At 46.3% G+C, this 25,756-nt stretch carries 26 protein-coding genes; 9 read left to right on the top strand and 17 right to left on the bottom strand.

Annotated elements, in window-relative coordinates; all coding sequences use genetic code 11:
• The first annotated feature begins 2 nt into the window (after nucleotides 1–2).
• A complete protein-coding gene (locus P3C17_RS17890; protein WP_300930696.1) occupies nucleotides 3–704 on the top strand; it encodes a phosphoribosyltransferase family protein in 702 nt (233 codons plus the stop codon).
• On the opposite strand, the gene P3C17_RS17895 is transcribed toward P3C17_RS17890, so the two are convergent.
• Nucleotides 701–3,256: a M14 metallopeptidase family protein gene (locus P3C17_RS17895; RefSeq protein WP_300930697.1), complete on the bottom strand. Its 2,556-nt coding sequence runs from the start codon at nucleotides 3,254–3,256 to the stop codon at nucleotides 701–703. The two genes, P3C17_RS17890 and P3C17_RS17895, sit on opposite strands and share 4 nt — an antisense overlap.
• A 126-nt stretch (nucleotides 3,257–3,382) precedes the next feature.
• Here P3C17_RS17895 and nfuA point away from each other — a divergent pair, with 126 nt between their 5' ends.
• Together nfuA and P3C17_RS17905 are read left to right on the top strand one after the other, a co-directional pair.
• Entirely contained in the window at nucleotides 3,383–3,961 is a 579-nt protein-coding gene (gene nfuA / locus P3C17_RS17900) for a Fe-S biogenesis protein NfuA (protein ID WP_300930698.1), read from the top strand.
• Between the two features lie 72 nt (nucleotides 3,962–4,033).
• Nucleotides 4,034–5,041 carry a polysaccharide deacetylase family protein gene (locus P3C17_RS17905; protein WP_300930699.1) on the top strand — a complete coding sequence of 336 codons (1,008 nt, stop codon included), beginning with the start codon at nucleotides 4,034–4,036 and terminating at the stop codon, nucleotides 5,039–5,041.
• 221 nt (nucleotides 5,042–5,262) lie between these two features.
• On the opposite strand, the gene P3C17_RS17910 is transcribed toward P3C17_RS17905, so the two are convergent.
• From P3C17_RS17910 to P3C17_RS17945, 8 genes are all read right to left on the bottom strand, one after another.
• On the bottom strand, nucleotides 5,263–5,616 hold the full coding sequence (locus P3C17_RS17910; protein WP_300930700.1) for a hypothetical protein: 354 nt from the start codon (nucleotides 5,614–5,616) through the stop codon (nucleotides 5,263–5,265).
• A gap of 197 nt (nucleotides 5,617–5,813) precedes the next feature.
• The gene (locus tag P3C17_RS17915) at nucleotides 5,814–6,263 is read right to left on the bottom strand and encodes a DUF3592 domain-containing protein (RefSeq protein ID WP_300930701.1); all 450 of its coding nucleotides are present in this window, start codon (nucleotides 6,261–6,263) and stop codon (nucleotides 5,814–5,816) included.
• Between the two features lie 12 nt (nucleotides 6,264–6,275).
• Nucleotides 6,276–7,292, bottom strand: a complete 1,017-nt coding sequence (locus P3C17_RS17920) for a 5'-methylthioadenosine/S-adenosylhomocysteine nucleosidase (protein ID WP_300930702.1) — start codon at nucleotides 7,290–7,292, stop codon at nucleotides 6,276–6,278.
• 204 nt (nucleotides 7,293–7,496) lie between these two features.
• The gene (locus P3C17_RS17925) at nucleotides 7,497–8,147 is read right to left on the bottom strand and encodes an SCO family protein (RefSeq protein ID WP_300930703.1); all 651 of its coding nucleotides are present in this window, start codon (nucleotides 8,145–8,147) and stop codon (nucleotides 7,497–7,499) included.
• Nucleotides 8,148–8,162: 15 nt separating this feature from the next.
• Nucleotides 8,163–9,068, bottom strand: coding sequence for a heme o synthase (gene cyoE / locus P3C17_RS17930; RefSeq protein ID WP_300930704.1), 906 nt, complete (start codon nucleotides 9,066–9,068; stop codon nucleotides 8,163–8,165).
• On the bottom strand, nucleotides 9,061–10,041 hold the full coding sequence (locus tag P3C17_RS17935) for a COX15/CtaA family protein (protein ID WP_300930705.1): 981 nt from the start codon (nucleotides 10,039–10,041) through the stop codon (nucleotides 9,061–9,063). The genes cyoE and P3C17_RS17935 overlap by 8 nt, the downstream gene beginning before the upstream one ends.
• Complete coding sequence (locus P3C17_RS17940; protein WP_300930706.1) at nucleotides 10,041–10,538, bottom strand: hypothetical protein; 498 nt, start codon at nucleotides 10,536–10,538, stop codon at nucleotides 10,041–10,043. Before P3C17_RS17940 ends, P3C17_RS17935 begins: the two co-directional genes overlap by 1 nt.
• Nucleotides 10,539–11,249 (bottom strand): SURF1 family protein, encoded by a 711-nt coding sequence (locus tag P3C17_RS17945; RefSeq protein WP_300930707.1) that lies wholly within the window; start codon nucleotides 11,247–11,249, stop codon nucleotides 10,539–10,541. It abuts the gene before it with no gap.
• A gap of 26 nt (nucleotides 11,250–11,275) precedes the next feature.
• Between P3C17_RS17945 and P3C17_RS17950 the strand changes: the two genes are divergently transcribed.
• Nucleotides 11,276–11,485, top strand: coding sequence for a DUF2909 domain-containing protein (locus P3C17_RS17950; protein ID WP_300930708.1), 210 nt, complete (start codon nucleotides 11,276–11,278; stop codon nucleotides 11,483–11,485).
• Between the two features lie 32 nt (nucleotides 11,486–11,517).
• On the opposite strand, the gene P3C17_RS17955 is transcribed toward P3C17_RS17950, so the two are convergent.
• The 5 genes from P3C17_RS17955 to lexA form a co-directional block, all read right to left on the bottom strand.
• On the bottom strand, nucleotides 11,518–12,399 hold the full coding sequence (locus P3C17_RS17955; protein WP_300930709.1) for a cytochrome c oxidase subunit 3: 882 nt from the start codon (nucleotides 12,397–12,399) through the stop codon (nucleotides 11,518–11,520).
• Nucleotides 12,392–12,955, bottom strand: a complete 564-nt coding sequence (locus tag P3C17_RS17960) for a cytochrome c oxidase assembly protein (RefSeq protein ID WP_233079577.1) — start codon at nucleotides 12,953–12,955, stop codon at nucleotides 12,392–12,394. Before P3C17_RS17960 ends, P3C17_RS17955 begins: the two co-directional genes overlap by 8 nt.
• An 8-nt stretch (nucleotides 12,956–12,963) precedes the next feature.
• Nucleotides 12,964–14,556 (bottom strand): cytochrome c oxidase subunit I, encoded by a 1,593-nt coding sequence (gene ctaD / locus P3C17_RS17965; protein WP_233079576.1) that lies wholly within the window; start codon nucleotides 14,554–14,556, stop codon nucleotides 12,964–12,966.
• 9 nt (nucleotides 14,557–14,565) lie between these two features.
• Nucleotides 14,566–15,699, bottom strand: coding sequence for a cytochrome c oxidase subunit II (gene coxB, locus P3C17_RS17970; protein WP_300930710.1), 1,134 nt, complete (start codon nucleotides 15,697–15,699; stop codon nucleotides 14,566–14,568).
• Nucleotides 15,700–15,971: 272 nt separating this feature from the next.
• The gene (gene lexA / locus P3C17_RS17975) at nucleotides 15,972–16,601 is read right to left on the bottom strand and encodes a transcriptional repressor LexA (protein WP_233009899.1); all 630 of its coding nucleotides are present in this window, start codon (nucleotides 16,599–16,601) and stop codon (nucleotides 15,972–15,974) included.
• Nucleotides 16,602–16,732: 131 nt separating this feature from the next.
• Here lexA and plsB point away from each other — a divergent pair, with 131 nt between their 5' ends.
• Nucleotides 16,733–19,171: a glycerol-3-phosphate 1-O-acyltransferase PlsB gene (plsB, locus tag P3C17_RS17980; RefSeq protein ID WP_300930711.1), complete on the top strand. Its 2,439-nt coding sequence runs from the start codon at nucleotides 16,733–16,735 to the stop codon at nucleotides 19,169–19,171.
• A gap of 66 nt (nucleotides 19,172–19,237) precedes the next feature.
• Here the strand turns inward: plsB and tesB are convergent, their stop codons facing one another.
• The gene (gene tesB, locus P3C17_RS17985; RefSeq protein ID WP_233079572.1) at nucleotides 19,238–20,107 is read right to left on the bottom strand and encodes an acyl-CoA thioesterase II; all 870 of its coding nucleotides are present in this window, start codon (nucleotides 20,105–20,107) and stop codon (nucleotides 19,238–19,240) included.
• 136 nt (nucleotides 20,108–20,243) lie between these two features.
• Between tesB and P3C17_RS17990 the strand changes: the two genes are divergently transcribed.
• Nucleotides 20,244–20,720 carry an EVE domain-containing protein gene (locus P3C17_RS17990; protein WP_300930712.1) on the top strand — a complete coding sequence of 159 codons (477 nt, stop codon included), beginning with the start codon at nucleotides 20,244–20,246 and terminating at the stop codon, nucleotides 20,718–20,720.
• Complete coding sequence (locus P3C17_RS17995; protein ID WP_233079570.1) at nucleotides 20,721–20,951, top strand: hypothetical protein; 231 nt, start codon at nucleotides 20,721–20,723, stop codon at nucleotides 20,949–20,951. It abuts the gene before it with no gap.
• Between the two features lie 31 nt (nucleotides 20,952–20,982).
• Here P3C17_RS17995 and P3C17_RS18000 read toward each other — a convergent pair whose 3' ends face one another.
• Nucleotides 20,983–21,483 carry a hypothetical protein gene (locus tag P3C17_RS18000; RefSeq protein WP_233079569.1) on the bottom strand — a complete coding sequence of 167 codons (501 nt, stop codon included), beginning with the start codon at nucleotides 21,481–21,483 and terminating at the stop codon, nucleotides 20,983–20,985.
• Nucleotides 21,484–21,593: 110 nt separating this feature from the next.
• Complete coding sequence (locus tag P3C17_RS18005) at nucleotides 21,594–23,318, bottom strand: DUF885 domain-containing protein (protein ID WP_300930713.1); 1,725 nt, start codon at nucleotides 23,316–23,318, stop codon at nucleotides 21,594–21,596.
• A gap of 323 nt (nucleotides 23,319–23,641) precedes the next feature.
• Between P3C17_RS18005 and P3C17_RS18010 the strand changes: the two genes are divergently transcribed.
• Together P3C17_RS18010 and P3C17_RS18015 are read left to right on the top strand one after the other, a co-directional pair.
• Nucleotides 23,642–24,664 carry a GGDEF domain-containing protein gene (locus tag P3C17_RS18010; protein WP_300930714.1) on the top strand — a complete coding sequence of 341 codons (1,023 nt, stop codon included), beginning with the start codon at nucleotides 23,642–23,644 and terminating at the stop codon, nucleotides 24,662–24,664.
• Nucleotide 24,665: 1 nt separating this feature from the next.
• Nucleotides 24,666–25,739: a DNA alkylation repair protein gene (locus P3C17_RS18015; RefSeq protein ID WP_300930715.1), complete on the top strand. Its 1,074-nt coding sequence runs from the start codon at nucleotides 24,666–24,668 to the stop codon at nucleotides 25,737–25,739.
• Nucleotides 25,740–25,756: the final 17 nt, after the last annotated feature.

Genomic DNA, 25,756 nt, shown 5'->3' on the forward strand with positions numbered 1-25,756 from the left:
GGATGCAAGCGACTTTGCTGCAGCAGCTGGTACATTTGCTGGCTCCCAACTGTTGTTTATGGTGCCAAATGCAGGTGCAGCAGCCACAAACTCAGCTTTGTGACTATTGCTACAGCCATTTACCCCGTCTGGATTTAAGCTGGGTGGATCACAATGCGTTGTTATTGCCTGATGTGGCCAAAGGTTTGCCCAGAGTGAAGTTTGACAGACTGCATAGCCTCAGCTGGTACAGCCAGCCTTACAGGCACTGGATCAGCAGCTGGAAATTTCAGCAACAGCATGCTGCGGGCGAATTGTTACGCCAGCTGTTTTACCAACAAGCACTGCTTTATAACCAACAAGGTGGGGAATTGCCGGATTGCATTAGCTATACCCCTATCTCGGTAAACAGGCTGCAGGAGCGGGGCTTTAATCAGGCTAAGTTATTGGCGTTACAACTGGCTAAAGCCTGGCAGAAACCTTGTGTCAGCTTATTTCAAAGCCCGGATTTAGTGCCTCATCAGATAGGATTAAACCGCAGGCAACGACTGGATAACTTAAAAGGAAAAATTCAACTGAAGGAAGGTATTTTACCCAGTCATATCGTACTGGTGGACGATGTGATCACCACAGGAGCCACTTTGGATTATCTAACCAGTTTGCTCAAAGCCAAAGGAGTCCAGACTGTCAGTGTCTGGACTTTGGCTATTACCAGAGTACTTTAGTGGGCTTCTTCTTCGTCGGCTTCTTCGCTTTCACCATCGGACGATTCAGCACTGAACATTTTGCCAAAATACATAGCATTCACTAGCAGACGGCTGGAGCCGACAAAATAACCACGGAATACCGGATTATCTGTCATGGCAATAACCCGGCCATTGCCATGGTTATGCGCCATTAATGCTGCACCTTCAGCGATACGACTGACGTATTCAGGCGCTGTGTAACCAGCCAGTTGAGGTTTATCTGTATACAAAGCCACGTTGATAAATGGATCTTCACTGGGGGCCAGTAAAAAGGTGCCATTTTTAAACACAGCTAAGTCTTTGCGGTTGATACCAAAAGTTAAAGGATGGCTTAAATCCAGTTCGGTCTGGTAAATAGCACCGGCAATACGGCGCTGACCAGCCAGACTTTCTTTATCGGCATAACTTAATTGCTGATCTGAAATCAGCATCGCCATATCAGCCGCTGTCCAGGCTTTTGCTTTGAGTAAACCAGAACGCACCAGGAATGCAGCTCCGCCTTTATGGCCCCACAACACACCACCTTGTTTTGCCCACTGATTGAGCTGTTGTTGCTCTTTTTGCTGCAGGCTGTTGTAGCTGCCGTCCGGCAAAATAATATGAGTGTAACGGGATAAGTCGACCCGGCCTAAACGCTGAGGTTCAATCAAGCTAGGGGAAATGCCCGCCAGCTTTTCAAGGTTAAACCAGACTTCACCTGCCTCTGTAGAATTCACATCAGGACCGGCCACCAACAATACATTCGGCTTAGTCACTGGCACAAAACCATTGCTGCCTAAATCCTGGCCCTTAGCGGTTAAACCTGAAGTTAAAGCTGTGATGGTTAAACCGACCTGTTGCTGGGCTTTACCCAGTCGTTCAAACCAGTTGTTGTGTTGTTGCAAACCAGCAGCAATAACAATAGCTCCGGCATTAAAAGCCTGCTCACCATCCACAGTTTTGGCGAAAAAGGCTTTACTGGCTGCACGTAATACCACGCCTTGCTCTAACAGCGCTTGCGTTAACAAAGGTGCCTTTTGATCGCTCCAGTCAAAAGCGTAAGCATAAGCACCAGCGGATGGCATCAGCGCTGTTTCGGATTGAGGCCGCCATGGTTCTTCAGCTACACCAGCAGGTTTACGCGCTACGGCACTGAATTCAATATTAAAAGCATAAGGTAAAGTCCAGGCAGAAACGTCATAAAAAGTATTGTCCTGGAAGTTGGTCTGGGTGCTGAACGCCGCTTTTAATAACAGATACTGGCTCTGTTGCAGCGGAATATAATAAGCCTGACCTTTTTGGTAGGTCTGGCCTTTATGCTGCCAGCGTTCATTGATCGGGTAGGCTTTGATCTGATGCTGTTTTAACAAGTTCAGTAAGCTGGCTAATCTGGTTTTATCTTCAGTCTCAGCAATCACATAACCAGCTACAGACTCATCCGCAGCCAGACGCTCTGACTCTAATACAAAAGCTTTCTGGTAGCTTTGCAGTGCTTTTTTTTGCGCTACCGAACCGCGCAAGGTCGATAACGACACTATGTACTGATTTTCAATGGTTTTACTGAAAGACAGAGGACCATTGATACTGTCCTGCAGGTGACCACGACTACTGGCCTGTTCAAATAAAATCCCCACACTGGCGTTTACGTCTGGGTAAGTAGAGCCTTTACCTACATAAAAATCATCAAAACTTTCTTCGGTGTAGTACAAACGGCCTTTTTTATCCAAAGCTGCTGCATGGTAATCGGCAATTTTGGCGGTCAGTTGCTGATTGGCTTTTGGCGTTAAAGGATAAGTACGGGTGGGAATGCCCGGTTGAAAGAAAAAAGTAGTGTTAGGCCCCATCTCATGAAAATCACCTACCACGGCCGGACGCCATTTATAAAACTGGCTGATGCGGGCCTGGCTTTCCGGGTGTTCCAGTGGCAACCAGTCCCGGTTTAAATCAAACCAATAATGATTAGGGCGACCATTCGGCCAGGGTTCTATATGCTCACGGCTTTGTGGATCGGCTACAGGCGTTTTGCCTTTGTGCATATTGGCCCAATTGGCAAAACGATCTAATCCATCTGGGTTTAAGCTGGGTTGGATTAGTATCACTGTATTTTTCAGCCAGTCTTGTACTTCGGCATCTGTGCTTGTCAGTAAATGATGGGCAACCTGCACTGAAGCATTAGGGCCGCTGGATTCATTGCCATGTACGCCATAACCCAGCCAGACAATCAGTGGCAAATCATTGGCCAGTTCAGTACCTGTAGATAACTGAGCCAGATGCTGTACTCGGATTTGTTCCAGTTTTTTTAAGTTTTCAGCAGAAGAAACAATAAGCTGCAATACAGGTTTCTGTTCATGGGTATAACCTATCACTTCCAGTTGGGCTTTATCTGACGCCGTGGCCAGTTGCTGGAAATACATTTGAATTTGATCATGGCGCAAATGCCATTCGCCCACTGGATAACCAAAAAATTGTTGCGGGCTTTGTGGTGCAGCCATTGAGAACTGGCTACTAAATCCCAATAATAAAGCACTGATAATAGTTGTTATTTTATACATTGTTTTTCTCCCTTTCTGGGCGCTACCTTAGCAATAAAAAGTCAGGCCCGACAAGCGGGGCTGGCAAGGTACAGGAAGTCAGAGTATCATAGCCATTAACCTAGTAATTTAGTCAGGTACTACCACATGATTACCATTTCAGAACAGGCGCAGAGCCATTTTCGTAAACTGCTGGAAAAACAGGCCGCTGGTACTCATATCCGCGTATTTGTGGTCAACCCGGGCACTGTTTCTGCGGAATGTGGCGTGTCTTACTGCCCTGCCGATGCGGTAGAAAGCACAGATTTACAGCTACCATTTGAAGGTTTTATGGCGATAGTAGATGCCGAAAGCAAACCTTTTTTAGTGGACGCTGAAATTGATTTTGTCACCGATCAGATGGGTTCTCAGCTGACATTAAAAGCGCCAAACGCCAAAGTACGTAAGGTGAACGACGACGCTTCACTGAAGGAAAAAGTGCAATACGTGATTGATGCAGAAATTAACCCTCAGTTGGCTAACCATGGTGGTCGTGTTTCTGTGGTTGAACTGACGGATGATGGTATTGCTGTACTGCAATTTGGCGGTGGTTGTAATGGCTGCTCACAAGTCGATTTAACCTTAAAAGAAGGCATCGAAAAAGAACTGCTGCAACGTTTTGCCGGTGAATTAACTGCAGTACGTGATGTGACTGACCACCAGCGTGGTGAGCATTCTTATTACTGATTTATGCTATCTATAAAATACAGAGGCCACTTGATGTGGCCTTTATTGTATTGATTCAAAAGGAGTTCACAAATGAAATTGCTGGCCTGTTTGTTGGTTTTACTGAGCTTTCCAAGCTATGCCGCTGTTATTTTGCAGTACCACCACGTCAGCACTCAGACTCCCCGTTCTACCAGCGTGACACCACAAGAATTCCGCACTCATTTGCAGTATTTGAAAGACCACAACTATCAGGTGATTGGGCTCGATACCTTGTTAGAGCAGCTTCAAAACGGTAAAGAGCCGGCCGACAATGCCATAGTGATCACTTTTGACGATGGTTTTGACAATATTTACCATCAGGCTCACCCTATTTTGCAGGAGTTTGATTTTCCTTATACGGTGTTTTTAAGCCCGGCTTTAATAGACCGCAAAGAAGGGCCGGTATTAAGTTGGGATCAAATCAAACAGCTGCAAAAAGACGGCGTTATTATTGCGAACCACAGCTCTTACCATGCACATCTGGCGAAACCCAATAAAGGCGAAAGCAAAGCAGACTGGTTGAAACGGGTGAAAACCGATATTTTGCTGGCGCAAACTCAGTTAGAACAACAGTTGGGTATCAAACATAAGTGGCTGGCTTACCCTTATGGCGAATTTAGTGTTGAACTGGAGCATATGGTGCAAGAGTTGGGTTTTATTGGCATAGGCCAACAATCCGGTGCTGTCGGCCTGAACAGTCTGATGACCCGCCTGCCTCGTTATCCTTCGTCCAGTCAATATGCAGCCTTAAAACACTTTACACCTAAACTGAAAACTCTGGCCTTGCCAGTCAAAAACTATATAGCAGCCGATCCGGTTAAAGGCCCAAACCCACCTACTTTAACTTTGCAAATCGATAGCTCAGATTTTAAAACCAGCCAGCTCAACTGTTTTAGCAATGGCGAGCCTATTAAAGTCACCTGGCTAAAACCCGATACCTTTAGCGCTCAGGCGGGCCAAAAGCTAAAAACCAGCCATAAACGCTACAACTGCACAGCCCCTTCGTTGAGTAAAAAGGGCTATTTCTACTGGTATTCCCAGCCTTGGGTGATGGATTAACGACCCAATACATGGAATCTAGCTGTGGCTTAAGAGTTCGCTTCTTTCAAATGACCTGCCGACCGACAACTTTGCATGCTTGAAACAGAAAAAGCACTCTTGGAAGGACGTCTTTGTGAGCAACTAGATACAGGAGAGAGCAAGGATGTACTTATTTTGCAGTTAAATAGGAACCGCAACAGCAGCGGTCCTCAGATTAACAATTTACATCCAGCTAATTTCTAGCATTTACCAAATGATTTACTAACAATTTCAATACCTGCAATACTGACAGAAACTTTTACACCTGTAGGTATGCCCCAAGTGGTGCAAATGCTCAGACAAGCCTGCGCCACCTTGCCATCGTATGAAATAGGAACAGGTATGCATACACTACCAATACCTAAAGGTAAATTCAGGCACACTTTTCCATCACCTATGGTTACAGTGATGCATTCAGCAAGCAATGCGACATGACCATCGTCTGCAGTAATGCCAACGTTAGCAGTGGTCAACGATTTGCTTGAGTAGTGTTGCTGTGCTGAATCTATTGCACTTTGTACTGCCTGATCGGAAAAAGATGGGTACTTTGCCATGATCAACTATCCTTCTGTTGCTTTAAATTGGTTTTACAGGTTTTCCTGCATTGGAAACATAGCCGATGACGGCTTGTTGTCAATTTATGGACAAGAAATTTAATCTATCAATCAGGGGCACATTAATTAAAAATCTCAATAAGCCGAAGAATTAATGTATTTAGGCCCCTTTGGCAGCAAAGTTTTGGATTAGAAGATTAAGTTCTGAATAGCTTTTTCAAATGAACAGCCGAAAATATAACCATGCCTACACAAGCCAACCATAAAACATAAGTGACTAAGTGTACCCCTGTGACTAAGTAAGAATTTTGGGGGTTATTAGGATCGTAATGAACCTTCACACTACTATCAGTGGAGTATCGCTTTAAAGCGCTGTCTTTTTCTGAGCTGTCCAGCAAGGCATTTAAGTTCGATAATCTATTACCGATGAAGTTTTTATGCCCTACTGAATACTTATACTCAACTTCAATGATATACCGCTCTTTGCTGTGATCGATACGCTTTGCACTGCCAGAGGTAATAACACCATCAACGCTTGGCCAGCCACTAGCCTTTAAACCCTCTATTGCTATGTGGCCTAAGTAAAGGCACCAGATTGAAGCCCCAACAAACATGACTATAAAAAAGGTTTTGCTGTTATTAAACATCGATATCCCCCATCAGGGCTTCGCCAACACTATCTGATCCAACAACCCCAGCAGCAATTTAGTGCCTGTGCCTGAGGCTATAGCGTCAAACACATTTTCTTCGTTTTTACCTTGTTGGCCGCCGGCTAAATCACTGACGGAGCGTATTACTATCCAGTCGACTTCATTAACAAAACACACCTGAGCCACAGCGGCCGATTCCATTTCCGTGACTTCTGCCTGAAATACTTTTTGCAGCCATTGGCGGTACTGCGCGTTATCTAAAAATACCGAGCCTGTTACCCCGTTACCGCCCACTTTGATTTGTATTGGGTGGCCGGATGGCATTTTGATTGGATCTATAGTGGCAACCGCTTTTTTTGTCAGCTCGATTAATTCTGTTGTGGCGGTGAAATAAGGCATTTGTTGCGGGCTGTCCCAGCCTTGTTTAATCACAGCCATTTCTTCGGGATGGATATAACCAAAGTTTTCGTAGGCTGGTGAATGTGGGTCCTGCTTTTTACGTTCCCGATAGCTTGCCAAGGCCTGTTCATAATAATCGGGCAGAATAAATTTGCCGGCTTTGGCCGGATCAGGGTTCACATAAACAGATTCGTCGTGAAAGTACCAGCGTTCAGGAATAGCGATATCGCCCGGCTGGAATTGTGGATTCACAGCACCAGCAATACCCATCATCACGACCCGCTCAATAGGGAAATAGTCCAGCGCCATTTGCATCGTCATGGCAGCATTTGGCACACTAACACCCGTAGTGAAAATGACGATGGGTTCGCCTTTATAGTGGCCCAGTTGATACTTTACGCCACGGATGGTCAGTGTTTTTTCTATTTTTGCGTCTTTAAGCCCTGCAAACGCCTCGTCAATAGCCTTAATTTCCGGCTCATAGGCGGCTACTATCGCTGTCCATTTATTGGGGGTGGTAAATTCTTTTGGACCATACTGACTAAAATCTTCGGCACTGACCTTAAGGCTCAATATCGCCGATAAAATCAACAGTGGAAATAAGACATTCAGTACAAATTTTTTCATAAGGCTCTGCTTCAGTGGTGGAGTTTGTCTGATAACTGCTTGTTATGCATAGATCTCTACCATAGGGCCTTTGCCAAGAGCTTGTAAAGCCTGTGGGTGGAATAGTCACGAGATATGTTCTGTAATTACACAACGTTGCAATGCCTCCGGCGATTGCAACCTACAAAGGTAGGATGCTGTCGCCCGACGGGCACTGCATCAAAGTTAGCGAGTTGCTGCAGCTATCACCAAAGGATAATCGGCTAAAAACTGCTGGTTATTAATCAGTGGTACTGCACCTGGTTTCATTTCTGGTTTAAACATAGCCACTACTGCGCCTTGTGGATTGAGCAGCGCTAAGCTGGCGCTGTGATCGACAGTGTAACGTTCGCTATTACTGGCATCGCTACCATCATTAATGGCATACATAAGCCCGAGTTGGCGGATAAAAGGGAATAGGTCTTTGTGTTCGGCTGTTCTGGCTTTAATAGGAGCCTGGTTGAAATACCTGATGTACTGGGCTAATTGCTCAGGCGTGTCCCGCTTTGGGTCGACTGATACAAACCAAATTTCTAATGGCTCTGGTGTCAGCTTGACTAAATCCTGATACATACCAGCCAACTTCGCCATCGTCATGGGGCAAATATCCGGGCAATGGGTGTAGCCGACAAAAATCAGCGTCCAGTGCCCCTGCAAATCCTTTACGCCCACTGGCTGATTTTGTTCATCCAGCAAGTGAAAATCAGTTAAGGCTCTTGGGGTTGGGTAGACCAAAGCAGCCACAGGATCCGCTGTAGTGGATTTAAAACTGGCAGATAACCACAGACCCGCCGCCAATGCGATTACCGCTACCAGACCCCATAACCACTTCTGCATACAATCCTCTTTCTGTTAAAGCGCTGATATAAACCAATAATGATCCAGCAACAATACCAAAAATAACACCATCAGATGCCAAATCGAAAATTTAAAAGTGGCCATAGCGGTTTCAGGTTTAGCGTTAAACTTCAGTTGCCAGGCATACCAGATAAAACCTAAATTCAGCACTGTACTGCCGACCAGATACACAGCGCCCGTCATACCGACCAGATAAGGCAGTAAACACACCAGAAACAGCACCAGGGTATAAAGGAAAATGGCACTTTTGGTGAATTCGATGCCGTGGGTCACAGGCAACATCGGCATATTTACTTTGGCGTAGTCGTCGCGGCGATGAATGGCAAGGGCCCAGAAATGCGGTGGGGTCCAGGTGAAGATAATCATCACCAACAACAGCGCATGCGCATGCACTTCGGCTGTCATAGCTGTCCAGCCCAGCAGCGGTGGCATAGCACCAGCTAAACCACCAATGACGATGTTCTGCGGTGTCGCTCTTTTTAAAAACATGGTGTAGACCACTGCATAACCAAACAAACTGGCGAGAGTTAACCAGGCTGTCAGTGGATTCACTGCAATAAACAACAACAGAAACCCTGCCCCAGCCAGCAGTACTGAAAACTTAACGGCTTGCGTTGTCGATAAACGGCCGCGGGCTACTGGTCTGTTGTAGGTGCGGGCCATTTGCGCATCAATACGCTGATCCACTATATGATTCATGGCTGCAGCTGCCGCTGACAATAAGCCTATGCCTATAGTTGCGGCTATCATCAGGCCTAATTTAGGCAAACCGGGCTGCGCCAGCATCATACCCACCCAGGCTGTCAGCACTAACAGCGCCACCACTTTAGGTTTGGTCAGTTGATAATAATCGCGCCATTGCTGGCTATAGTGTTGGGGTAACGCCAGAACTTTAAGCATAAGCAGACTCCTTGTTTCTGTGCAGTTGATACCCAATGACCACCAGACACATCACTAAATTGGCCGCCACAAAATTATGTGCCACCGCATTGCCCAAAGGCAAATGCAGTACTACATTGGCAAGCCCCAAACTAAATTGCAGCAGCAAAAGTGCCAGTACAGTTAAAGCTAATTTTTTCAGCACACCTGAACTGTTGCGCAACAAGGCTATGGCGTAGGCAGCCACTACCACTAAAGTAATCACAGCTCCTATGCGGTGCATCACATGCACTGTAGCGCGTGCACTTTGGCTCATCACACCGTATTCGTAGTTGTCATAGCCCAAATGCAACGAAAAGGCTTCATCAAAATTGAGCTGATTGGCCCAGCCGGCTTCACAAACCGGCAACTGAATACAAGCTAAAGCGGCATAATTGGCTGCAGTCCAGCCACCCAACGCAATTTGTGCTGCCAGCACCAGCAATACCGGCCAAAACAACAGCTTCAGACTTTGTTTCACTGCAATGACAGGAGCTGGTTGCAGTTGCCACCAGTACAAAGCCAATAAAGAAAGCAGCGTAAAACCACCCAATAAATGCCCCATCACTATCACAGGATGCAAAGCCAAAGTGACGGTCCACATGCCTAAAGCCGCCTGGAAGATCACCAGACCTAACAATAAGGACGGCAACAACAGTCGTTTTTGTTTCAGGCTAAACAGGAAAATAGCCAGAATAAGTAAGCCCAAAGTACCGGCAAAATAACGGTGGATCATTTCATTCCAGGCTTTATGACTCTCCAGCGGCCTGTCCGGGTACAACGCCTGAGCTTGTTCTATATGATGAGCCTGCTGTGGCACCTTTAAGAAGCCGTAACAACCTGGCCAGTCCGGACAACCTAAACCTGCATCGGTCAGGCGGGTATAAGCGCCAAGGATAATAACCAGCATGGTCAGAACTATAGAGCCAGTAACAAGACGTTTCAGGGTTTTCATTACAGCCCCCTGTCGTATTTCAGCAGCTTGTTTAAATCGGTCAGAATGGCTTTACCTGTTTGCACCATCTGCGTTTTATCTTCCGCTACCGGATAAGTCATTAATGCCAAACCGTGCATGTCGACCAGTACCAGCTTTTGCTGCAGGCTATCTACACCAGCAGGCAGAGGCTGCCACTGCAACACTTGAGGTTTGTTACCTCCTGTTTGCCATAAATCCAGATGCTGCTGCTTACGGCCAAGGGCTGTATACACTTGCTGCATGCCATAATGGGCATTCTGGCAAAGCGTTGTGCATTCAGCTTCATTGGTGACATACACTAGTCGCCAGTGCACATCGCCGCTGGCTGCCGGTAACAGTATGATTTCTTCCTTCAGCCACTGGCCTTTGTTGGTTGTCGCGCTGCCAAACCAGCCCAAAGATAAAAATGCCTGAGCAAACGCCAAAGGCAATAAAGAACACAACAAAAACAGCACTAAAAACTTCTTCTTGGCCATTTAAAGCTCCTTTTTCGACATAAACCAGGCCACAACTACGACAGCAACAGCCAGTAATAACCATTGCAGAGCATAAGCCCGGTGTTTTTCCGGTGGCATCACTACAGCTTTGTAGTGATATAAATAAGGGGATTTGTATTGATACAGCAAAGCCGGATAAAGCTCCTGGCCTAATACTCTGGATAATTCAGTGGGTTCAACTTGTTGCATACGCTGAGGCCAAAGCCCGGTTTCTTCCAGATTCAAGCCTAACCTGAAACCTTTTAATTCGGTGCGTAACAAGCCCGCCATCTCAAATTCGGCAGGAATATCCAGTTCAGGTAACTGATCGCGGCTCATCGGGGCTTCAATCCAACCTAAATTTACTAATAAGGCCGGCCCCTGATTGGATACCAGCACAGGGATCACCACGTCATAACCAGGTTTGCCCTGGATCAGTTGATTATCCAACAACCAGACTGCAGGTTTTAACCACACCGCTTTGCCTTGTAATTCCAGACCATCCAGTTGTTCGACGGGCGTTGCAGGTACATCAGTCCAACGAACCGGACCTTGCTGCTGTGCGCTATGCAGTTGATCCAATTGAGCTTGTTTATATTCGGCTCGTTGCCACTGCCAGTAACTTAACTTGATCAATAAGACAAAAGCAGCCAGAGTACACAGAGCCAGCAGCCAGTGTCTGGATAAATGGGCAAACGGCTGAGCTTGCATCTTATAACCAGCCGTCGTGAGGTTTTATGTGGATTAAACTTTTACTCATTGCACTACTGCTCTTTATTGTTTTTAATTTATTTCGTGCTTTATATCTGATGCTGAAAAATGATGAAAATCAGCCCAGTATGTCGAAATTTTTAGGCCGCCGCGTGATGTGGTCAGCCGTTGTATTAATAGCTGTGATCCTTGCACTACAGTTTGGCTTCATCACCCCTCACCACAGACCCTATTGAATAAGGCGGGTCGTTTCAGACCCGCTTCGCTTCTAAAGCACGTAAACAAACACAAACAAACATAACCAGACTACATCGACAAAGTGCCAGTACCAGGCCGCTGCCTGAAAGGCAAAATGCTTATGCGCCGTAAAATGATTTTTCAGCACAATTCTCAGGAACATCACCAGTAAAAACACTGCCCCTAAAGTCACATGCAAACCATGGAAACCCGTTAGTAAAAAGAAGGTATTGCCGTAAATGCCTGAGTCCAGTTTTAATCCCAAATCCTGATAAGCGTGGATGTATTCAACGACCTGCAAATACAGAAATCCAGCGCCCAACAAGATGGTAAGTCCTAACATCAGCTTCAGCTGACCTCTTTTGTTTTGCTCTAAACCTGTATGAGCAAAATGCAAAGTGACGGAAGAAATTAATAAGATAATGGTGTTGTATAAAGGTAAACCCTGCCATGGCATGGCCTGAGTTTCAGTGCCTCCTGGTGTCTTCAGTAAAGGCCAGGCTGCTTCAAATGCCGGCCATAACACTGCAGCTGTACTGGCGTTATTGCTTGCACCATCCAGCCATGGAATAGCAATAATTCGGGCATAAAACAAAGCGCCAAAAAAGGCGGCAAAAAACATCACTTCGGAAAAGATAAACCAGCTCATACATTGCCGGAACGACCTGTCCATTTGTTTGCTGTATAAGCCATTCATCGATTCATCAATCACATTACGAAACCAGCCCACCAGCATAAAAATTAAGGTAGCTATGCCAGCCAGTAATAAATAACCGCCATAACCCGGCTGATCTTTGGTCACTTCATTGACATAATTGCCTGCCCCAAAAGCAATCATAAAAAGTGCTACAGCCCCCACTATTGGCCAGGGGCTTTGCTCTGGCACATAATAATGTTCATATTTGTCACTCATTGTTGTCCCCTGTTGCTGTCTCTGCAGTGACCGGGGCTACAGCATCCACTTCATACAGGGTGTATGACAAAGTGATGGTGCTGAATTGTTCCGGTAATGCGGGATCGACATAAAATTGCAACGGCATCAATAACTGCTGACCTGCCGTCAGATGTTGTTGGGTAAAACAGAAACATTCCATTTTATTAAAATACAAAGCAGCCTGACCCGGTGATACCGAAGGCACAGCCTGCGCTGTCATAGAACGCCCTGTAATATTATGGGCAAGATAATCTATACGATGGATTTCGCCCGGATGAACCCGGATTTTATGTACCACAGGCTCAAAAACCCATGGCATGTTGTTATTTGGACGGGCAATAAACTCGACCAGCACTTCACGTTGTTTATCCGGAATTGCGGCTTCTGCTGTGGCTGCCATGGTGGAGGTTTTGCCATTGAGGCCCGTTAAATCACAAAATACATCGTACAAAGGCACCAAGGCATAACCAAAGCCAAACATGGCTGCGGTCAGCAGGCAAAGTTTAATCACAACAGGTTGATGCTTCAGTGCCATACCAGCTCCTACTTAATTTCGGGTGGAGTAGTAAAGCTGTGATAAGGCGCAGGAGAAGCAATAGTCCACTCCAGCCCTTCAGCCCCTTCCCACACCTGATCTGTAGCTTTTTCGCCACCTTTAATGCATTTCACCACCAGCCAGACAAACAACAACTGGGATAAACCAAAGGCAAAACCACCAATGCTTATCAAGGCATTAAAGTCGGCAAATTGCAGGGCGTAGTCCGGGATCCGTCGTGGCATACCAGCTAAGCCGACAAAATGCATAGGGAAAAACAGCACATTGACCGAAATCAGCGAACACCAGAAATGCCACTGGCCTAAGGTTTCGTCGTACATATGGCCTGTCCACTTCGGCAGCCAGTAATAAGCAGCAGCCATAATGGAGAAGATGGCACCTGTCACCAGTACATAGTGGAAATGAGCGACAACAAAGTAGGTGTCATGGTATTGGAAATCGGCCGGTGTAATAGCCAGCATCAATCCCGAGAAGCCGCCTATGGTAAAGAGCACAATAAAGGCCAAAGAAAACATCATTGGCACTTCAAAGGTCATGGCCCCTCGCCACATAGTCGCCACCCAGTTAAATACTTTTACCCCGGTCGGCACCGCTATCAACATAGTGCAATACATAAAAAATAGTTCTGCGGCGACCGGCATACCAGTGGTAAACATATGGTGCGCCCAGACCAAAAAGGACAGCAGCGCAATACTGGAGGTTGCATACACCATAGAGGCATAACCAAACAGCGGTTTGCGTGAGAAGGTGGGTACTATGCTGGAGATAATGCCAAAAGCCGGCAATATCATAATGTAAACTTCAGGGTGACCAAAAAACCAGAAAATATGCTGGAACAACACAGGATCGCCGCCCCCTGCTGCATCAAAGAAACTGGTCCCAAAGTACTTATCGGTCAGCACCATAGTGACAACACCTGCCAGTACTGGCATAACAGCAATCAACAGATAGGCTGTAATAAACCAGGTCCAGACAAACAATGGCATTTTCATATACGTCATGCCAGGTGCACGCAGGTTCATAATGGTCACTATGACGTTAATAGCACCCATGATGGACGATATGCCCATAATATGAACTGAGAACACAAAAAGCGCTGTGCTGTCATTGCTGTAAGTCGTGGAGAGCGGTGCGTAGAATGTCCAGCCAAAGCTGGGGCCGCCACCTTCCATAAAGAGCGAAGCTAACAAAATGCTAAAGGCAAAAGGCAGGATCCAGAAACTCCAATTGTTCATCCGTGGCAGCGCCATATCCGGAGCCCCTATCATCATAGGAATCAGCCAGTTAGCCAGGCCGGTAAAGGCTGGCATTACAGCACCAAACACCATAATCAGACCATGGACTGTGGTCATCTGATTAAAGAAGTTTGGTTCGACAATTTGCAGTCCTGGCTGAAACAATTCGGCCCGGATCACCATCGCCATAGCACCGCCGATAAAAAACATCAGCAGTGAAAACAGCAAATACAAAGTACCTATGTCTTTATGATTGGTGGTGTAAAGCCAGCGTTTTAACCCTTTGGCTGGCCCATGATGCTCGTGCTCAGCATGAGCATGCGGATCTGTAGTAACAGTACTCATCTGCGCCCCCTATTTCGACTGTGCTTTGGCGATGTCGGCAGCTTGCACCAAATCACCCGTGTTATTGTCCCAGGCGTTGCGCTCGTAAGTCACCACAGCCGCAATCTCACTCAATGTCAGTTGTTTAGCAAAAGCCTGCATTGAGGTACCTGTTTTGCCATTCAGCACTATATCGATATGAGCAGGTAAATCTTCCAGTGCCATTTTGCTGCCTTTAAGCGCAGGGAAAACACCTGGAATACCCATGCCATTTGGCTGGTGGCACGCGGCGCAATAACCCATATAGGTTTTTTCACCTAAAGCCATTAGCTCTTCTTTGCTCATATTCATGGCCAGCAGTTTTAATTCTGCTTCTTTGGCTGCCGCCTGAGTGGCCGATTCCTGAGCTATCCACTGCTCAAAATCAGCTGGCTCTTTGGCTACCACTACCACAGGCATAAAACCATGGTCTTTACCACAAAGCTCAGCGCACTGGCCGCGATAAATGCCCGGATGGTCCACACGAGTCCATGCTTCATTGATAAAGCCAGGGTTGGCATCTTTTTTCACTGCAAAAGCCGGAACCCACCATGAATGGATCACGTCATCTGAAGTCACTAAAAAGCGGACTTTTTTACCTGTAGGTATCACTAAAGGCCGGTCTACTTCTAGCAAGTAGTTTTCACCTTTACTTAGTTTATTGTCGATTTGCTGACGGGGAGTGGCCAATAAAGAGAAATACTCCACTTTATGGTCCATGTATTTGTAATGCCACTTCCACTGCGAACCTGTGATCAAAATGCTCACATCTGCTTCGGAAGTGTCTTCCATGGCTATCAAAGTTTGGGTGGCGGGAATTGCCATAATAATCAGAATAACTACAGGAAAAGCAGTCCAAAGCAGCTCTACTTTGGTGCTCTCATGGAATTGGGCTGGTTCAACGCCCTTTGATTTACGATGATGAATGATGGACCAAAACATCACCCCAAATACCGCTATCCCTATTGCACAGCAAATGTAAAAAATCTTCATATGCAGGTCATAAACCTGCTGACTGATTTCTGTAACCCCTTGAGTCATGTTCAAAGGCATTTCTGCAGACTGCGTTGAAAACGCAAGCAAAAAGGTTAGCAGCGACCAACACAGATAACTGGTTCTCGCCACGTGACTTCTCCTCTGTCTTTGCACAAAAGCAAATTGCAGATCAAAGACAGTCACACCCACAGCAGTCTTTTTCCGCAATTGCCATTATTATTATTGTCCCGACTTAACTTGCATAAATCGGTGCACTGATTTTTTTGTTTTGTTATCAGTTGCATATAACAAGTAGTCAAGGAACAGACAGAAGTAAACCCGGAAAATGAAAAAGCACCGATAAAACCTAATGGTCGTACCAGTGCCTTCATATTAGCAAACTATTGAGAAAGGTAGATTTTTTACCAGCTGCTGGTTCGGATCACGCCAACGGCAAGGCCTTCAATGGCAAAATGCTGCTGACTTAAGTCCACTTTAATCACATCAAAATCACCGTTTTCCGGATGCAGATAAACCATCTGTCCTTCACGGCGGAAACGTTTGACCGTCACTTCATCTTCAACCCGTGCAACCACTATTTGCCCCTGACGAGCTTCTGTTGTTTTATGCACAGCCAATAAGTCACCATCCAGAATACCGATGTCTTTCATGCTCATGCCCTGCACTTTTAATAAAAAGTCAGCATTGGGCTTAAACAAGCTGGCATCGAGCTGATAACGCTGCTGAATATGTTCTGCTGCCAGAATAGGTTGACCAGCCGCTACTTTACCAATCAGCGGTAAACCCGGTTCTTCTTCTTCAACATCGTTGGCCGCCTCATCTTCAACCAGACGAATTCCGCGGGACGTGCCCGGCATCATTTCGATAAAACCTTTTTTCGCCAGCGCTTTTAAATGCTCTTCAGCTGCATTGGCTGACTTAAACCCCAGCTGAGTCGCAATTTCAGCACGGGTTGGCGGCATACCTGAGGCCGCCTGATAATCTTTAAGCAGTTGCAGAATTTCGGCTTGTCTTGGTGTTAATGGACGCATAATGCTGAATACCTATACAGTGGATACTGTGAGTATATACAGCCTTTTGCAGTCTGCCAAGTCGTAGACACAATTTTGCTGGTCTGGTCTTCCATGCTATTCTAGCCGCTGTTTATAAGTACGGATTTGATATGTTAAAACCAATGACATGGTTAGCCAAAGTGCTGTACTGGCCGCTCAAACCTTTGGTCAGATGCAAAATAGTGCCAGAACCTGTAGCAGAAAATCTGGCGCTTGACCCCAAACAGCCCGTGTTCTACATCAGCAGAACTGCCTCCGCCAGCGACTTAGCCACCATAGCCCGAGTCTGCGATAAGCTTGGTTTGCCTGACCCTATGGAACCAGTGCTCGTTGGTAAACAAAGCCTGTCCCGTATTATTTTTCTCGAACAGCCTCGCGTGCTTTGGGGGAGTCGTGCTTCAACTGACGCCTTGCAGCAAGGTTTAGCTTTGCTACAGGCTCATCTGCACGATCCGCATTTTTCCGCCCAACTACTGCCAGTTTCTGTACTTTGGGGTCGGGCTCCAGGCAAAGAAAACAGTGTGAAGTCTATGCTCGGCGAGTCTGAATCTCCGAGTTGGCTGGCCAAGTTATTTATCGTCTTGATCTCAGGCCGCCATACCTTAGTGCGGTTCAGCAAAGCGGTTTCAGTACGCCAAATCATAGAAAATTCAACGGTAAACGAAGATACTGCCCACAAATTATTACGAGTGGCACGGTTTCACTTTTACCGCCAACGTCTGGCAGCTACAGGCCCAAAACTGCCAAACCGAGCGGCTTTATTTAACTCTCTGCTTGCTTCAGATGTGTTGAAAAAAGCTATTGAAGACGAAGCAAAAAGCAAAAAAATCAGTATCAAAGAAGCCCGGACTGAAGCGTTAAAACTATTGGAAGAAATAGCAGCAGACTACCGCGAGTCTACCCTGAGAGTGGGCGATCGCTTCCTCGGCTGGTTATGGAAAAAGTTGTATTCGGGCTTAAAAATCAGCAATGGTCAGGTGCTGACTGATCTGGTGCAAAAAGGCCATGAAATTGTTTATGTGCCTTGCCACCGCAGTCATATGGATTATCTGCTGTTGAGTTATGTGATTTACCATCAGGGCTTGGCGCCGCCTCATATAGCTGCTGGCATTAACCTGAATTTCTGGCCTGTAGGTACTTTGTTCCGCCGTGGCGGTGCTTTTTTTATCCGCCGCAGTTTCAGTGGCGATAAGCTGTATTCTGCCGTGTTCCGTGAATACCTAAGCAAGCTGTTCAGTAAAGGCTATCCGGTCAAGTATTACTCCGAAGGCGGTCGCAGCCGCACTGGCCGTTTATTACAGCCTAAAACCGGCATGCTGGCGATGACAGTACAAGCTTTGCTGCGCGGCATAGACAGACCTATCAGCCTGGTACCCGTTTATCTGGGGTACGAGCATGTGATGGAAGTGAATACCTACCTGACTGAACTGAAGGGCTCAAGCAAGAAAAAAGAGTCTATAGGCGGAGTCTTCAGTGCAGTGCGAAAACTGCGGGACTACGGCTATGGTTACGTTAACTTTGGTCAGCCCATTTCGTTAAACAGTTTTTTAACTCAGCAGGTGCCTGACTGGCGTGCCGCGGCAGAAACCGCAGACACACAAAAACCTGCCTGGCTGAATCCTACAGTCGCCACACTCGCCACCCAGATTATGCAGCGAATTAACCAGGCGGCGGCGCTGAACAGCATCAACCTGATTGCCACCTGTTTACTGGCAACCCGACAGCATTCTCTGACCCGGCAGGAGCTGACCACTCAACTGGAGTTTTACCGCAACTTACAACACTATGCGCCTTACCATAGCGGTGTGACTCTGCCTGAAGGCTCCGTCAGCCAGTGGATTGACCATGCTATTCGGCTTAAAAAGGTAGAAGTGTCGCAAGACAGCTTTGGTCAGATCATTCAACTGACGCCGGAAAATGCGATTTTATTAAGCTACTACCGCAATAATGTCTGTCATTTATTCATGCTGCCCGCCATTCTGGCGACGGCTTTATTGCAGCATTCAGAGTTAAGCAAAGTGCAGCTGATCAATATCTGTCAGTTGCTACAACCTTTGCTGCAACACGAATTATTTTTGCAACTGGATCAGTTTAACGCCTACATAGAACAGGTGTTGGACCAATTGCAGCAGCATCAGTTAGTGGACACTAAAGGCCAGTCTTTACAGGCAGCACCGGTTCAGCAGGTGGGCCATTTTATGCTGGAGTTACTGGCACATAATGCCCAGGACGTGCTGCAGCGTTATGCGGTGGTGTTGAACTTGCTGCAATTACACAGCCCTTTGACCCGAGCTGATTTAGAGCAGCAAAGCCATGAATTGGCACAACGCTTAAGTACTTTACATGGTATCAGCTCGCCTGAGTACCATGATAAGCAGCTGTTTGCGACCTTAATTAATGCCTTGCGAGAAGCCGGTTATTGTCGTAGCAATGAACAAAACGAGCTGGAGGCCACAGCCATTTTGTTACCTTTACAACAAACAGTAAACGGCTTATTAAGAGCGGACGTACTGCAAACAGTGCTCAGCATAGTGAAAAAGAAAGACTGAGAAAATAACGTTTGCACCGACAAAAAAACCACCAGAAGGTGGTTTTTTTATTCAGCTGCTGAGAAATCAGCGGGCTTTGTCGTAACTACGGATCACGCCCTCTTGCATAGTGGACGCCACTAACACACCATCCCTATTAAAAAACTGACCACGCACCAGACCACGGGCACCTGAAGCACTTGGGCTATCTACCGCGTACAATAACCAGTCGTCAAAACGGAAATCGTGATGGAACCACATGGCGTGATCGATAGTGGCAACCTGCATATTAGGCGCCATAAAAGACTTACCATGAGGCTGCAAAGCGGTCGGCAGGAAGTTAAAGTCTGACGCATAAGCCAGCAGATACTTGTGCACCCTTAAATCATCCGGCATTACACCATTGGCTTTAAACCAGACATAACGTTTCGCCTGACTGATTTGCGGATTAAAAGGGTTATGAAAAGCCACAGGCCGCATTTCAATGGGTTTTTCGCAGATAAACTTGCTGCGTAATGATTCAGGAATTAAATGGGCGTGCTCGCGGTAAAACTCTAAATCAGACGCCAACTCTTCAGGCGCAGGCACTCGGGGCATCAGCTCCTGATGCTCAAAACCTTGTTCTTCGGCCTGAAAAGACGCCGTCATATAAAAAATAGGTTTACCAAACTGAATAGCGCTGACCCGTCTGGTACTGAAGCTTTTGCCGTCACGGATATTTTCCACTTCGTAGACTATAGGTTTACTGGCATCACCTGGACGTAAAAAATAGGAGTGGAACGAATGCACTTTACGATCAGCGTCTACTGTTTCTTTGGATGCAGACAAGGCCTGCCCCATCACCTGACCACCAAACACAGCTTTAAAACCCAGATCCTGACTTTGACCTCTGTACAAACCCTGCTCTATGGTTTCCAGCTTTAAAAGGGATAATAAGTCGGACAAAACCTGACTCATGTGCAACTCCTGAAAAATAGTGATAGCTCTATTGTGCAGCATGCCAGAGCAGAGTGCAAAATTGGCTGGTTCAGGCAGGCTAATTCAGGCTAAAGTAGTTTTTCTTCATCCTTGCACTACAGACCGAGTAAAACTGATGAACTACTGGTTATTTAAAACTGAACCTGAAGAATGCAGTATTGATGACTTTGCCAAAGCACCGGACAAAGCCATTGTATGGGAAGGTGTGCGCAATTATCAGGCCCGTAACTTTTTGCGGGATCAGGTGAAAGCCGGGGATCTGGTGTTTATTTATCATTCCAGTTGCAAAGATATTGGTATTGCCGGTCTGGCGAAAGTGGTACAAAGCAGTTACCCCGACCCAAGCCAATTTAACTCACTAAGCCCTTATTTTGATGCGAAATCCAGTGGAACTAAGGCGCCATGGGTTGCTGTGGATCTGCAATTTGTCGAGAAATTCCCCCAACTGTTGTCGCTCGACAAACTCAAACAGTCAACTAAGCTAGAGCAGCTAGCGCTGGTTAAAAAGGGCAACAGATTGTCTGTGATGCCTGTCAGTTCAGCAGAGTGGCAACAGATACTAACAATGAGTAAGAATCAGGGGACAGCGTAGATGAAGCAGGAAAGACGGCGTGAACCACGGGATTTAAATTACTTCTGGGAAATGCTTAGCATGGCACAGAAGTTTTCTGTCTCGGAATTACAGCGTTTTGGTTATGAGTTGTCTTTTGTGCGGCAGCAGGAACAACAAAGAGTAGCAGTACTAAAAGCCGGGCTTAAAATGGCCTCTATTGATGAGGACGGGCAAATTAATACAGCACCAGAGGTTTTCCTGCGCGATTAAGTGGGCTCTTCAGAACAGGCTATAAAACAGATTAGCCAGCCAGCCGATCAGAATGCACAGGCTGATAGTCCTGCAGCATCTCCACAGCACGCTGACACATTTTCAGGTAAGACGTCAGCGTATTGCTTTGCCAGAACTCAGTCAGCGCCGGATGATGACGGATAAAGTTTTCCATCTCATTAAAACTCAGCTGATTTTGTTGTTTCAGAAATTTGGCGACGGCCTGACGTGGCAAGGTGCTGTGATTGGCTTGCTCCTTACATAACACCGGAATAGCTTTACACAATAACTCAGTATGCTGGTACCAGACAGGCACCTTAGTCTGAGTTCGGCCAGCCTGGTGCACTTTGGCTAACAGCTGCTGGCTTTGCTCTTCGGCCAGCCAGAATGCCAGATGCTCTAATTGCACAGACTGTTGCTCAGCAAAATGCAGTTGCACTTTTAACCTGTTTTGCATTTTACCCAACTGATCCAGTTTCATTGCCAAAAACACAATAGGCGCAACCGCGATCAACAATAACAACATCCACATCTGAATTTCACTCCCTGGCGCTGCAACTAAAACAGCGGCACTTTAACAGAGGCGGGGGCGGAATCCTATGACAGAATAACTACAAAACACGGCCCCCGGATCAGAAAGTGCTACGGCTGCTTTTTCTGTTGGATATAGTTCGCCACTTGTTGCTCTAAAATGGACAAAGGCACACTACCATTACGCAATACCACTTCGTGGAACTCACGCACGTCAAAGCTGTTGCCTAATTGCTGTTCCGCTTCTTTACGTAACTTTTTGATGGTCAGTTCACCCAGTTTGTAAGACAAGGCCTGAGCTGGCCAGCTGATGTATCGGTCAATTTCTGTGGTGACGTTGTGCATAGACAAAGCCGTATTGCTGGCCAGAAAATCAATAGCCTGCTGACGACTCCAACCCATGGTATGCATTCCTGTATCCACCACTAAACGGGCAGCACGCCACATTTCATAGGTCAGACGGCCAAAGTTACTGTAGGGGTCCTGATAAAAACCCATTTCAATACCCAGGTATTCAGAATACAACCCCCAACCCTCGCCAAAAGCTGAGGTGTAGAAATTACGGCGATACTCAGGCAATGAGGCTTGTTCACGGGCTAAAGAAATTTGCAAATGATGCCCAGGTACAGCTTCGTGCAAAGTTAAAGCTTCCATTTCATACAATGGACGACGGTCTAACGCATAAGTATTCACCCAATAAAAACCTGCCCTGTCATCACGGTTTGTACCTGCATAGCGGCCTGTGGTGTATTTAGGGGCAATTTCTGCTGGCACAGACACCACACCAAAAGGGGTGCGGGGTAAGGTTTTGAAGTATTTAGGCGATTCAGCATCTACTTTTTTTGCAATATAGGCGGCTTCTTTTAACAAGTCTGTTGGGGTTTTGGCATAAAACTGAGGATCGGTACGTAAAAACTGAATAAAGTCGGCGAAACTGCCTTTAAAACCCACCTGATTGATGATGCCCTGCATTTCTGCGCGGATACGGGCTACTTCATTCAGTCCTGTCTGATGCACTTGTTCTGGTGTCAGTTTTAATGTGGTGTAGTGCTCCAGTCGGTTCTGATAATAGTCACGCCCTTGCGGCCATTCACTGGCAGCAATGCTGTCGCGAGCTCCAGGCAAATACTGCTGCACCATAAACTGATAAAACTGCTGGTAAGCCGGATTCAGTTGCTGTTCGACTATCTGTTTTGCTTCTGATTGCATAGCAGTCCAGTTGTCAGCATCGACAAATTCAGGCTTTCGGGTAAAAGGCCGGTAAAACACATTCTGTTCCGGCGTTTTGCTGACAAAAGCCAGAATACCTTCGTCAAAGCCTGCCAGTACAGCTTTAGGCTGAGTCATACCCGTCGCTAAACCTTGTTTCATCCAGTCGGTCTGTTGTTGCATATAACGCGGAATGGTTTTTAACTTGGTAAGGTAATCCTGATAATCCTGTAGCGTTTTGAATTCGGTACCAGACACCATAAAGGCCAGGCTACTATGAAAACCTGATTCCGAGGTTAAAGGAATAAGGTGAGCACCGTACTTGTACTCTGAAATAGCGTCTTTGAGGCTATAGTGCAAAATGGCATGATTGATTTGTTGCTGTTCAGTCAAAGTGGCAACATCCACCTGCTCTAACTTTTTCAGCCATTGTTGCCGCTGCTGATCGGCTGCTGCCAGAGTTTCAGCCGACATATCCGGCAAACTGGTTTTACTGCGGTTATCTAAGGCTTTTTCGGCTTGCCATAACTGATTGGCGAACTGATCAAAATCTGTTGGTTGCATCGACGAACTGCTACAACCCGTGACCAACAAAGCAATACCAAAAAACATGAATTTCTGACGCATTTTATCTTCCCCGTCCTTTTTCTTTGATTCTACTCTGTTCAGTTTTGTCAGCCAGTGCAACGGGCTGTGCTTTTTGGAGACTGGCCGCAATAAAGTGCCCTGAGGGATTAAAAAAGCTGTTTTTTAATCAGCTATCAGCGTTTTTTTAGACGATAAGAAAAAAAACTCAAAAAATAAGTCATTAATAAAGCTAGAGATGAAGACTTTTTCTAATAGATATGTCAGCTTAACCATATCAGTCTGTTTGCCTCTACGTAAGTTTCGCGTAACATTGCGTTTTGAAGGCTAAATTAGCAGTAGTATTTAGTGGAGTTGTGTTTGGCATGAAATATCAGGACTCAATCGAGCAAGCAAGTGAAAAAGCAGCGCTGACCGCAGCTTTTTTGCAGCGGCATCGTTTGGCAGCCCATCCGGTCAATTACACTGTGATCTATGAGTATATCAATGGTCAAAATGCCGGATTATGTCAGGCCATAGAACAAAAACTTTCGGTTCAGAGTAGTTTTGACGACTTTGTTCTGGCTGAACTTTACAGCCAATGGTTAAGCCCACACCATCAGCGTCAGGAAGAACTGAGTCAACAAGTCGCCACTATGTTGGGCAAGTTGTCAGGCACCACAGATATCGCCGGTGAAGCAGTGCAGCATTATCTAGATGTGCTGGACCAGGCCTTGTTGGGTTTTGACCCGAACAACGCCAACCGCAGCCGTGAAAGTGTGAACAAAGTCATCAGCGCAACTTACGCTATCAAAGCCAGCCAGCAGAAACTCAAAGACCAGCTCGATTTTTCCAACGAGCAATGTCATGCATTACGTTCTGAACTGGAACATCTGAAAAAAGAACGTCAACTGGACCCTTTAACAGGTTTATACAACCGACTGGCAATGCAGGAACATCTGGATCTGTGGCTGACCGAAAATCCTGGTCGTCGTATTGCCGCTATAGCGGTGAATTTAGATCATTTTGCACAGTTTAATCAGGACTATGGCGTTGGTGTAGGTGATGTAATTTTAAGCAAAGTAGCCCGCAAAATTGCCAGTTATGTGCAGGAAAGTGGCTTGCCAGTGCGTTCTGGTGGCGAAGAATTTCTGATCTTATTGCCTGATGTCGATTTACGTACCGCAGGTGAAATCGCAGAACAAGTGCGCAAGGGTGTAGAAAAGCTGCGGTTTGTTTCGGCCAAAAGTAAAACAACCTTACCTAAAATCACTATTTCTCTGGGGGTCAGCATCTATAACTCTGCAGAGAACTGGCATCAGTTTTTATCCCGCAGCAGCAAAGTATTGCTGGAAGCCAAAGTGCGTGGCCGCAATCAGGTCGCCACTGAGTTAATGCTGGCCACCTGATATGGCCAGCTTGCTAAAAGAGTTATTTAGTCAGGCATTTTTACAACAGCTTGCAAGCTTATGTTTGCACCACTTTCCTGCCTTTAATCAGTCTCATTTTCTGCAACAGACTCAAGGGGCGGATTGGGAGCAGCTGGAACTCAAAGCCAGAGTGCGTCATATCAGCCATTCTTTACACCAGAGCCTGAACTTAGCCTACCCCGATGCCATCGCAGTATTAATGCCGGTCAGCAGCCATTTTTCCGGTGTACCAGGTTTTGTGTTTGCTGATTATGTGGAAGTCTTTGGTCTGGACCATCCAGAAACCTCTTTTAATGCCTTGGCTCACTTTACTTGTTTCTCCACTGGCGAATTTGCCATCCGGCCTTTTTTACAGCGTTATCCGGAGCAAACTCTGGCTCAAATGAAAAGCTGGGCCTGCTCTGATAATCTGCATTTACGCCGCCTGGCCAGCGAAGGCACCAGACCCCGTTTGCCCTGGGGTATGGCACTTAAAGCTTTTAAAAAAGACCCAAGCCCTTTATTGCCCATTTTAGAGCAACTGAAAACAGATGCTGAACCTTATGTGCAGCGTAGTGTGGCCAACCATTTAAATGACATCAGTAAAGACCACCCGGATCTGGTGGTTGAGCTGGCACAAAACTGGTTTGGTCAGCACGCTGTCACCGACTGGATCATTAAACATGGGTTACGGGGTTTATTAAAGCAGGCGCATCCTGGGGCTTTAAGCTTATTTGGCTTACAGCAATTGCCGTTGCAGGTTCAGCTTGAAATGCACAATGCCAAAGTATCGGCACAGCAGCCTTTGCATTTTCATATCATCTTATCTGGCCCAGCAGAGCTTGAAGCAAAGGTGCGGCTGGAATACAAAATTGGTTACCGGAAAAAATCTGGTCAGTTAAATTACAAGGTGTTCCAGTTGAGTAATAAAACATGGTCAGGCCAGAATTTGCGATTTGAACGCCGCCAGTCTTTTATTGATTTAACCACCCGCAAGCATTATCCAGGACAGCATCACCTGCAAATTATGCTCAACGGCCATTGTTATGCTGAAAGTTTTTTTGAGTTGATCTAAAACATTCTGCCCTGCAT

The organism is Rheinheimera sp. 1928-s, from assembly GCF_029269265.1.
Taxonomy (GTDB): Bacteria; Pseudomonadota; Gammaproteobacteria; order Enterobacterales; family Alteromonadaceae; genus Pararheinheimera.